This is a genomic window from Streptomyces sp. URMC 126, from assembly GCF_051386555.1.
Lineage (GTDB): Bacteria > Actinomycetota > Actinomycetes > Streptomycetales > Streptomycetaceae > Streptomyces.
Genome location: NZ_JBPQTX010000343.1, coordinates 1 through 7,277 on the forward strand (window position 1 = coordinate 1; position 7,277 = coordinate 7,277).

Consider the following 7,277-nt stretch of genomic DNA (forward strand, 5'->3'; position numbering starts at 1 on the left):
CCACCACCCCCTGCCCCTGCGGCCTCGACGCCCCCTACGGCGACTGCTGCGGCGCCTTCCACGACGGCCGCAAGCAGGCCCCCACCGCCGAGCGCCTCATGCGCTCCCGCTACAGCGCCTTCGCCGTCGGCGACGCGGCGTACCTCCTGCGCACCTGGCACTCGACCACCCGGCCCGCGTCGCTCGACCTCGACCCGCGAGTGCGCTGGACGGGCCTGGAGATCCTCGGCACCGAGGCCGGCACGGCCTTCCACCAGGAGGGAACGGTGGAGTTCCGCGCCCACTGCGTGGTGCGCGGTCACGAGGACGCGCAGCACGAACTGAGCCGTTTCGTCCGTGAGGACGGTGCCTGGGTCTACGTGGACGCCGCCTGACGCGCCCCCGGCTCCCCGGCGCCGGCGACCGCGTCGCCCTCCCACGCGGTCTCGTAGTACGTCACCTTCTCGTCCTCTCCCACTTTCCGCATCCCGGCGGCCGTCATGACGCGGTGGGAGGGGACGTTGTCGTGGTCGGCATCGCCCTTCACCCGGCGGATCCCCCGCGCCCGCGCCGCCGCGAGCGCGGCGCGCAGCGCCTCGGAGGCGTACCCCTTGCCGCGCTCGGCGGGCAGCAGTCCGTAGCCGACGACGACGGCCCCGTCCTCGTCGGCAGGCCCGTGGAAGTCCAGCCCTCCGACCACCCGCCCGTCCTCCCGGCTCCGTATCTCGTACGCCCCCGGATGCCGCCCGGGCCCGTACTCCGCCACCGCCTCGAGGAACCGGAGGGAGGCCCTGACGTCGTCCTCCTCCGGGTAACCGGGCACCCAGTGCGGGAGCCGCTCGGGGCGCTCGGCGGCAATGTTCTCGGCCTCGGGGACGGTGAGGGAGTGGAGGATGAGGCGGGCTGTCACGAGATCGTCCATGGGCGGATGCCTATCACCCGCCGAAGCGGGGCGACATCGGGTTTTCCCCTGCTCCCCCGGTGCTGGTCAGCGCTTCGCGCAGAGGGAGGGTGCCGAGGGAGGCGCTCGCCAGGGCCTTCCATGCCCGACTCCGCGGGCACGACATCGGCTTCCTGTCGTTGGCGCTGCCGTTGCCATTCCGCCGCGTGCTTGTCGGACTTCTTCAACGGGTGGCCCTGGTACCCGAGTTGTGTGATGGCCGTCTCCATCGCCTCCGGCGCGCTGTGCGGTTCGTCGCCCACCACGGCGTTCACCAGGCCGTGGACACGGAAGAGGAAGTGGAAGGCGTCGTCGAGCGGTTCGCGGGCGGAGTTGTCCCGGAAGACGGCCAGTTCGCGGGCGCACCTGGTAGCGACGACCCGCGTCGGCGGCGCACCGTCTCTCGACGCCCTCATACGCGGGCAGCCGGGCGGTTGTTGGCGGTGGGGCGGGGAGTCCCCGAGGCTCCCGGCCATGACCTTTCGGGTAATGGCCCCGCCGCGCGCGGCGCGACAGAGTGGGGTTCACGACGAGCCGCCGAGCCACCAGGTCAGGAGACGACGATGCCCGCTTACGCCCTCGGTCACTTCCACAGCAGCGTCCCGCATCAGGACGTCGTCGAGTACGTCGAGCGGATCCAGGACACCCTCGACCCCTTCGGGGGCCGGTTCGTGGTGCACGGCGGGGAGCTGGACGTCCGTGAGGGGACGTGGGAGGGGGACCTGGTGCTCATCGAGTTCCCGGACCTGGCGCGGGCCCGGGAGTGGTACGACTCGCCCGCGTACCGGGAGCTGATCCCGCTCCGGACGCCGCACGTCCTCGGTACCGTCCTGCTGGCCGAGGGAGTGCCGTCCGGGTACCACCCCGCCGAGAAGGCCTCGGCGATACGGGCCGCCATGGCGGAGTGAGAGCCGCCATGGCGGGGTGGGGCGGCCTCGACGCGGGGGTGAGGCCGCCGGAGCCCTGGTGAGGGGTCATGCGGAAGCGGGGGCCGGCGCCGCCGATCGAGCGTCGGCCCCGGTGGTGCGTCTTCACAGCGTCACGGCGTCACGGCGTCGCGACGCCAAGGCGTCAGCGGACGCGGCCGTACCAGACGCTGTTGGTCCAGATCTTCTCCAGGCGGACCTTCTTGCCGGTGCCGGGAGCGTGCCAGATCTTGCCGCCACCCGCGTAGATGCCCACGTGGTAGACGTTGCTGCCGGAGTGGAAGAACACCAGGTCGCCGACGGAGCGGGAGCCGCGCGAGATGTGCCGCGTGGCGTTGTACTGGTCGGCGGCCACGCGGGGCAGCTTCTTGCCGGCCTTCTTGAACGAGTAGAGCGTCAGGCCCGAGCAGTCGAAGCGGTTGGGCCCGGTGGCACCCCACTGGTACGGGGAGCCCTTCTTGGACGCCGCGACCTTGACGGCCTTGGAGCCGGGGGTGGCCGCCTGGGCGTCGCCGGCCATGCCGGGGAGCAGGACGGACGCCGCGACGGTGGCGGCGGTGAGGGCCGATGCGGTTCCGGCCCGGGAGATGAGCGCGGGTATTCGAGGCAGCGCAGACATGCCGAGTAAGCCCTTCGTCATCCGCCTGCGAAAGATGACCTGTCGGGTTCGGGCTGACAAAGTTGCCCGGCCACCATGTGGCTTCACCCCTAGAACCACCGCCATCGTGGTCCGTCTTGCCTGGGTCTCCCGCTCCTGCCGATCCGCGTGTATCCGGTCCGCACCCGGAGCGGCGGCAGGACTCGGCGTCCGCCCGGGTCGCCCGCCTCTGTGACGGGTTCTTGGTCGTTCGGTGCATGATCCTGCACCATCCACCGGCGAAATCCGGTGTCGAAACGGCGTTCTGTGAGGTTCTTCACGCTCGCCGGAGGGTTTGATTCCGGCGGTACCACCCCCTCTCAGCAGGGGCGACGCCAGGAACTGAGACCGAGTCTCTTCTGCATCGAACTGAGCCCCAGATTCTTGGCCCGGCCGCAGAACTCCCCCGGTTCCAGCTTGTATTCGACGTGGAACACCGCCTTGCCGCGCCGCACGAACGGCGACAGTTTGTCGCATTCGCCGAATTCGGCGCACTGTTCGTTCACGGCGAAGTCGAAGTCGCCGACGAGCTCCGGGATCTGGTCGAGGTCGTTCTTCAGTCCGACGGCCATGCCGCGCTCATGGGCGAGCCGGGCGACCATCCGGTTGAACGCCAATTGGTGGGCGGCGGTGAGGGGGAAGCCGGTCTCGTTTCTGAACCCCTCGGTCAGGTCCGGCTCGACGGCGTCGAACCCCTTCTTCCGGCACATGTCGAAACGTTCCGCCATGATGGGCCCGAGGACGTCGAGCCGCCGGATGTCGAGCCACTTCTCGCCCTTCCAGCCGTCGTTGTCCTCGCCCAGCACGGACTCCGGGAACTTCTTCGCGTCCGGCCGCCAGTCCTCGTACGCGCCCACGTTGACGTAGCAGACGACCTTGCGGCCGTCGGCGTGCAGCCGTTCCACGGTCGCCGCGTCGTTCTCGAAACCGTCGATGTCGTAGACGGGGACGTCCACCGAGGTGTCGACCTTCCCGTCGAGCTGCCACTGCCAGCGGGTACCGGGGCGCGGCTGCCAGCGCGCCCGGCCGGCGGAAGAACCGGACGGAGAGCCGGACGAAGGATCGGACGACGGACCGGACGACGAGCCGGCCTCCGGCGTCGACGGCGCGGCGGACGGCCCGCCGGAGGACGGCGTGGAGCCCCCGCCCCGGCGGGGCTTCCCCGGCGTCCGGTCCGGCCCGCCCGGGCCCCCGGCACGGCCGGCGCCCGCCTCGCCGCCGGGCCGGTGCTCGGCCGAGGCACTCGGCGTCCCGTCGTCGTCCGGCCCGTCGGCCCGGTCCGCGCCTTCCCGGTCCCCCGAGGCCGAGCAGCCGACGGCGACGAGGAGGGCCGCGGCCGTCAAGGCCCCGGCGCCGAGGGCCCGGCGGGTCCCTCCGCGCCGGCTGCCGGCCGGTTTCGGGTACTCGCCCCGCGGAGGGCCGGCTTTCAGGCGTCCGGCGGTGGTGCGGTCTGCCATGGATTCTCTCCCCTTCCCGGTACCGCGCAGTGCACTCCGGCACCGCGCGAACCGGCCGTGCGGGACACGTGGTCGGCCCGCTCCTGCGGCACACCGTAGACCAAGTGGCAGAAGCGGGAGGGGAGATGGGATTTCGTCCAGGCGGGGACGGCGGCCGTGCGGTACGCCTCCCAGGGTCCCTCGAAGGTCACGAGCAGGTCGGCGATCCGGGCGTACCCGGGGTCCGGGTGCGTCCCGTGGTTGAACACGACCGTACGGGCCCCCGACACCCGTGCCAGCGCCGCGAGTCGGCGGTAGCGGGGCAGGAACGCGGGTGCCGTCGGCGCCTGGTCGAGGAACACCCCGTCGACGCCGTACCAGCCGCGGTGCCGGCGGACGTCCGTCAGCACCGCGCGGAGGGACCGCCGCCCGTAGCCGGTGTCCACGTACCCCAGCACCGGGACCCCCGCGTCCCGGAGCCGGCCGGCCGCGTCGCGGAACGCCGGGTCGGGCCGCCGCCCCGGGCCGTCGGCCGCGTTGAGCACGACCCCGCGCAGCGCGGGGGCGGCCCGCAGCAGGGCCGCCCACGCCCCGGGGTCCACCGCCGGGTGGACGTACAGCGGCACCAGCAGCCGTCGGCCGCCGGGCGGCGCTGTCACCGGGACACTCCCGCCGACGGGGTCCGGGCGGCGGCCCAGAGGTCGGCGAGGGTGGTGTCGAACGGGTGCTCGGGACGCCAGCCGAGGGTCCGTTCGGCGGCCGTGACGTCGGCCTGCTGCCAGGCCAGCGCCGCCGAGCGCGGCGACCCGGCGCCGTCCTCGGCGAACCGCCCCCGGAAACCGGCGGCCCGCGCCAGCCCCTCGGCGACCTCGCGGGCCGTGCGCGCCGTGCCGCTGCCGATGTTGAGCACGCCGGTCACCGGCTCGGAAGCGGTGACGGCGAGCACGACGGCCCGGGCGACGTCGCGGGCGTCGACGAAGTCGCGGTGCGCGGAGAGGTCGCCGGTGCGGACGACGCCGTCCGGCCCGGCCTCGCGGATCCCCTCCGCCAGCCGGCCCGGCAGTGACCCGGGCGGGGAGCCGGGGCCCAGCGGGTTGAACACCCGCAGGACGAGCGCGTCGAGCCCGGAGCCGGTGACGGCGAGGGTGCCCGCGAGCTTGGTGGCCCCGTAGAGGCCGAGCGGGGCGGCCGGGGCGGACTCGGTGAGCGAGCGGGCGCCGCCTCCCGCCCCGTACTCGGCCGACGACCCGAGGTGCACCAGCCGGGCGCTGGGGGCGGCCTGCCGCAGCGCCTCGCAGAGCACGGCCGGGCCGCGCGCGTTGGTGGCGGTGAGGACGGTGGCGCTGCCGCCGGTGGCTCCCGCGCAGTTGACGACGGCGTCGGGGGCCGCCCCGCGCAGGGCGACGGCCAGGTCGGCGGCGTCGGCGCCGGCCAGGTCGCACGGGAGGGCGGAGCCCGGCGACCGGCCGCCGTCGAGCACCCGCGCGCCGGGGAGGGCGCGCAGCTGCTCGGCGGCGTGCCGGCCGAGGAAGCCGGTCGCGCCCAGGACGAGGATCCGCATGCGGGTCGTTCACGCTCCTTTGATCAGCAGGTCGCGGCGGTGGGAGAACTCCGCGTTGGCCCGGTCGTAGTCGTCGGGGCGCCCGATGTCCAGCCAGTAGCCTTCGAACTCGTAGGCGTTCGGCGGCGTCCCGGCGGCGAGCAGGTCCAGGACCAGCTCGTCGAAGCCGAGCGGCAGGCCGGGTGTGTAGCGGGCCAGGGCGTCGCGGGAGACGCCGTAGACGCCCATCGAGACGCGGTAGTCCATGCTGGGCTTCTCGGTGAAACCGGTGACCCGGCCGGCCTCGGTGGTCAGCACGCCGAAGTCGATGCTGACCTTGCGGGCGTACGTGGCGATGGTGAGCGGCGCCCCGGAGGCGCGGTGAGCGCGCAGGACGTCGGCGAAGTCGAGGTCGGTGAGGACGTCGCCGTTCATCACCAGGAAGTGCTCGGGCAGCCGGTCCTGCATGGTGAGCAGCGGGCCCATGGTGCCCAGCGGACTCTCCTCCGTCGTGTAGTCGACGCGCAGGCCCCACTGGGAGCCGTCGCCGACGTAGGCGCGGATGATGTGCCCGAGGTGGCCGATGGCCAGGGTGCAGCTGTGGAAGCCGGCACCGGCCAGCTGCCGCATCACGATCTCCAGGATCGCGTGCTGGTCGCCGATGGGCACGAGCGGCTTGGGCAGGGCGGTGGTGTAGGGGCGCAGCCGGATGCCTTTGCCTCCGGCGAGGATCACTGCGTGCATGGGTGCCGTTTCCTCTCGGGTGAGGTGACTGGCGTACAAGGACGGATCGGTGGTGCGGGGCGTGGACCGGGGGAAGCGGTCGCAGGGGGTGCGGTCACACGTTGTAGATGCCGGTCTTGTAGCGGGCCAGGTTGGCCGGGTCGCGGAAGAACTCCACGGTGGCGGCGAGGCCGTCCTCCAGGCTGTGCGCGGGCGCCCAGCCGGTGGCGGCGCGCAGCCGGGAGGCGTCGCAGACGAGGCGCATCACCTCGGAGGCGGCGGGCCGGATCCGGGTGGTGTCCTCGCGGACGTCGAGGTCGGTGCCCATGATCTTGCCGATCAGGCCGACCAGGTCGCCGACGGAGATCTCCTGTCCGGTACCGGAGTTGAAGGTGCGGCCGACGACGCGCTCGGCGGGCGCGGTGCCGACGGCGCGGAAGGCGGCCACGGTGTCCTTGACGTAGCTGAAGTCCCGGGTGGGGCGCAGGTCGCCCAGGGTGATGGTCCGCTCCCCCGCCGCGACCTGCCCGATGACCGTGGGGATGACGGCGCGCATGGACTGGCGCGGGCCGAAGGTGTTGAAGGGGCGCAGGGTGACGACGGGCGTCTCGAAGCTCGCGTGGTAGCTGTCGGCGAGCCGGTCGCCGCCGGCCTTGGAAGCGGCGTACGGGGACTGGGTGTTGATGGGGTGGTCCTCGCTGATCGGCACGGTCCGCGCGGTGCCGTAGGTCTCGCTGGTGGAGGTGTGGACCAGGCGCGGGATGTCCAGGTGGCGTACGGCCTCCAGGACGTTGAGGGTGCCGGTGACGTTCGTCTCCACATAGCTGTGCGGGGCGCGGTAGGAGTACGGGATCGCGATCAGCGCGGCCAGGTGGTAGACGGTGTCGGCGCCCTTGACCAGGTCCCGGACGGAGCCGGGGTCGCGGACGTCGCCGAGGACGATCTCGACGGCGTCCAGAGTCTCCCCGGGAAGGGTCTCCAGCCAGCCGTAAGACGAGAAGGAGTTGTACTGCACCATGGCCCGCACCTTGTGGCCGTCGGCGACGAGCGCCTCGACCAGGTGCGATCCGATGAACCCCTCGGCGCCGGTGACGGC

At 73.0% G+C, this 7,277-nt stretch carries 10 protein-coding genes and 1 riboswitch; of the genes, 2 read left to right on the top strand and 8 right to left on the bottom strand.

Annotated features, from left to right (window positions below):
* Positions 1 to 374: YchJ family protein (locus ACSNOK_RS28585; protein ID WP_436783687.1), on the top strand; the 374-nt coding region annotated here is incomplete at its 5' end.
* On the opposite strand, the gene ACSNOK_RS28590 is transcribed toward ACSNOK_RS28585, so the two are convergent.
* On the bottom strand, positions 356 to 901 hold the full coding sequence (locus ACSNOK_RS28590) for a GNAT family N-acetyltransferase (RefSeq protein ID WP_436783688.1): 546 nt from the start codon (positions 899 to 901) through the stop codon (positions 356 to 358). The genes ACSNOK_RS28585 and ACSNOK_RS28590 overlap by 19 nt on opposite strands.
* Positions 886 to 1,335 (bottom strand): hypothetical protein, encoded by a 450-nt coding sequence (locus ACSNOK_RS28595; protein WP_436783689.1) that lies wholly within the window; start codon positions 1,333 to 1,335, stop codon positions 886 to 888. The genes ACSNOK_RS28590 and ACSNOK_RS28595 overlap by 16 nt, the downstream gene beginning before the upstream one ends.
* Positions 1,336 to 1,482: 147 nt before the next feature.
* On the opposite strand from ACSNOK_RS28595, the gene ACSNOK_RS28600 reads away from it, so the two are divergent.
* Entirely contained in the window at positions 1,483 to 1,827 is a 345-nt protein-coding gene (locus ACSNOK_RS28600; protein WP_436783690.1) for a DUF1330 domain-containing protein, read from the top strand.
* A 163-nt stretch (positions 1,828 to 1,990) separates the two neighbouring features.
* Here the strand turns inward: ACSNOK_RS28600 and ACSNOK_RS28605 are convergent, their stop codons facing one another.
* The 6 genes from ACSNOK_RS28605 to ACSNOK_RS28630 form a co-directional block, all read right to left on the bottom strand.
* A complete protein-coding gene (locus ACSNOK_RS28605; RefSeq protein ID WP_436783691.1) occupies positions 1,991 to 2,464 on the bottom strand; it encodes a C40 family peptidase in 474 nt (157 codons plus the stop codon).
* 7 nt (positions 2,465 to 2,471) lie between these two features.
* A riboswitch (cyclic di-AMP (ydaO/yuaA leader) is annotated at positions 2,472 to 2,622 on the bottom strand.
* A 180-nt stretch (positions 2,623 to 2,802) separates the two neighbouring features.
* Positions 2,803 to 3,825 carry an endo alpha-1,4 polygalactosaminidase gene (locus ACSNOK_RS28610; RefSeq protein ID WP_436783696.1) on the bottom strand — a complete coding sequence of 341 codons (1,023 nt, stop codon included), beginning with the start codon at positions 3,823 to 3,825 and terminating at the stop codon, positions 2,803 to 2,805.
* Between the two features lie 83 nt (positions 3,826 to 3,908).
* Positions 3,909 to 4,577, bottom strand: coding sequence for a spherulation-specific family 4 protein (locus tag ACSNOK_RS28615; protein ID WP_436783692.1), 669 nt, complete (start codon positions 4,575 to 4,577; stop codon positions 3,909 to 3,911).
* Positions 4,574 to 5,479, bottom strand: a complete 906-nt coding sequence (locus ACSNOK_RS28620) for an NAD-dependent epimerase/dehydratase family protein (RefSeq protein ID WP_436783693.1) — start codon at positions 5,477 to 5,479, stop codon at positions 4,574 to 4,576. The genes ACSNOK_RS28615 and ACSNOK_RS28620 overlap by 4 nt, the downstream gene beginning before the upstream one ends.
* A gap of 9 nt (positions 5,480 to 5,488) precedes the next feature.
* Positions 5,489 to 6,202: a sugar phosphate nucleotidyltransferase gene (locus ACSNOK_RS28625; protein ID WP_436783694.1), complete on the bottom strand. Its 714-nt coding sequence runs from the start codon at positions 6,200 to 6,202 to the stop codon at positions 5,489 to 5,491.
* 94 nt (positions 6,203 to 6,296) lie between these two features.
* Positions 6,297 to 7,277: SDR family NAD(P)-dependent oxidoreductase (locus ACSNOK_RS28630; RefSeq protein ID WP_436783695.1), on the bottom strand; the 981-nt coding region annotated here is incomplete at its 5' end.